We start from the raw sequence: 2,321 nt of genomic DNA, 5'->3' as shown, positions 1-2,321 counted from the left end.
TGCCGGTGCTCCCCACCCCCGAGTTCTGGATCACGCTGGGCAACTACATCGGCCTGTACAGCATCGTCGCCATCGGCCTGGTGCTGCTCACGGGCGTGGGCGGCATGACCTCCTTCGGGCAGGCCGCCTTCGTTGGCCTGGGCGCCTACAGCACAGCGTACCTCACCACGCAGTTCGGGCTGTCGCCGTGGTTCGGCCTGCTGGTGGGGCTGGTGATCACGATGGCCTCGGCTTATGTGATCGGCCTGATCACCATGCGCATGTCGGGGCACTACCTGCCGCTGGCCACCATCGCCTGGGGGCTGTCGCTGTTCTTCCTGTTCGGCAACCTGGAGTTCCTCGGCAAATACGACGGCCTCAACGGCATTCCGGTGCTGAACGTGCTCGGCATCGACCTGGCCTCCGGCCGCTCGATGTTCTACCTGATCTGGGCGGTGGTGCTGCTGGCGGTGATCGCCATGCAGAATCTGCTGAACTCGCGCCCGGGCCGCGCCATTCGTGCGCTCAAGGGCGGCGGCACCATGGCCGAGGCGATGGGGGTCAACACCGCGTGGATGAAGGTGGTGATCTTTGTGGTGGCGGCGGTACTCGCCTGCATCTCTGGTTTCCTCTACGCGCATCTGCAGCGCGCGGTGAACCCGACGCCCTTTGGCCTGAACTACGGTATCGAGTACCTGTTCATGGCGGTGGTGGGCGGCGTCGGCCATGTGTGGGGCGCGGTGCTCGGCGCGGGCATCCTCACCATCCTGAAGGACGTGCTGCAAGGCGTGCTGCCCAAGCTGCTCGGCGCCAACGGCAACTTCGAAACCATCGTGTTCGGCGTGCTGATGGTGCTGTTGCTGCAGTACGCGCGCGATGGCATCTGGCCCTTTATCAAGAAGCTGTTCCCGAGCGGGCCGCCGGTGGCGGCGCCGGAGCAGGCCGAGCGGTTGCCGTTGCGGGCGAAGCCGCAGGCCGGCGAGCTGATCCTTGATGTGAAGGCCGCGCGCAAGGAGTTCGGCGGGCTGGTGGCGGTCAATGACGTCAGCTTCCAGGTGCGCGCCGGCGAGATCATCGGCCTGATCGGTCCCAACGGCGCGGGCAAGTCCACCACCTTCAATCTCGTCACCGGCGTGCTGCCCGCCACGCGCGGCGAGGTGCTCTACCGTGGCGAGCAGATCTCCGGGCTGCCGTCGCGCGAGATCGTCAAGCGCGGCATCGGGCGCACCTTCCAGCACGTGCATCTGCTGCCGACCATGACGGTGCTGGAGAACGTGGCGATCGGCGCGCACCTGCGCGGTGACTTCGCGGCGCAGGGCGGCGTGACCGCGGCGATCCTGCGCATGAACCAGAACGAAGAGGCCAAGCTGCTGCACGAGGCCGCGCGCCAGCTCGAACGCGTGGGGCTGGCCGACTGCATGTACATGGAGGCCGGCAGCCTCGCGCTGGGTCAGCAACGCATCCTGGAAATTGCCCGCGCGCTGTGCTGCGATCCCGCGCTGCTGCTGCTGGACGAACCCGCGGCGGGGCTGCGCTACAAGGAAAAGCAGGCACTTGCGGAACTGCTGAAGAAGCTCAAGGGCGAGGGCATGAGCGTGCTGCTGGTCGAGCACGACATGGACTTCGTGATGAATCTGACCGACCGCCTGGTGGTGATGGAATTCGGCACGCGCATCGCGCAAGGCGTGCCCGAGGACGTGCAGAAGAACCCGGCGGTGCTCGAAGCCTATCTCGGCGGCGTGGAGTAAGGAAAAGACAATGAGCCTGATCCTCGAAGTGAAAGACCTCCACGTGCGCTACGGCAAGGTCGAAGCGGTGCACGGCGCCAACCTGAAAGTGGAGGCGGGCAAGATCGTCACGGTGATCGGCCCCAACGGCGCGGGCAAGTCCACCATGCTCAACGCGATCATGGGGGCGCTGCCGGTGAGCGGCTCCTCGGCCGGCGCGGTGACCTATCTCGGCCACGACCTCGCCGGCATACCGGTGGAGGGCCGCGTGGCGCGTGGCATGTGCCTGGTGCCGGAGAAGCGCGAACTGTTCGGCTCGATGAGCGTGGCGGACAACCTGGTGCTGGGGGCGTATCGGCGCAAGCGCGCCGGGGAGAAGAACTTCCTCGACCAGATGGAGGTGGTCTACGGCTTGTTCCCGCGCCTGAAGGAGCGGGCCAAGCAGGATGCCGGCACGCTGTCCGGCGGCGAGCGCCAGATGCTGGCGGTGGGCCGCGCGCTGATGGCCAAGCCGCAACTGCTGATGCTGGATGAGCCGAGCCTCGGGCTGGCGCCGCTGATCGTGAAGGAGATCTTCCACATCATCAACGACCTGCGCAAGACCGGTGTGGCGAC

The 2,321-nt window shown here is 66.6% G+C and carries 2 protein-coding genes; both read left to right on the top strand.

Annotation, left to right across the window (positions count from 1 at the left end; all coding sequences use genetic code 11):
• Window positions 1–1,727, top strand: a 1,727-nt coding sequence (locus CF70_RS17510; RefSeq protein ID WP_035867244.1) for an ABC transporter permease subunit, incomplete at its 5' end; no start/stop codon positions are given.
• A gap of 10 nt (window positions 1,728–1,737) precedes the next feature.
• Window positions 1,738–2,321, top strand: a 584-nt coding sequence (locus CF70_RS17505; RefSeq protein WP_035867242.1) for an ABC transporter ATP-binding protein, incomplete at its 3' end; no start/stop codon positions are given.

It is taken from the genome of Cupriavidus sp. SK-3, assembly GCF_000611145.1.
In the GTDB taxonomy this organism is placed as follows: domain Bacteria; phylum Pseudomonadota; class Gammaproteobacteria; order Burkholderiales; family Burkholderiaceae; genus Cupriavidus.
This window is presented reverse-complemented; position numbering and strand designations above follow the sequence as displayed.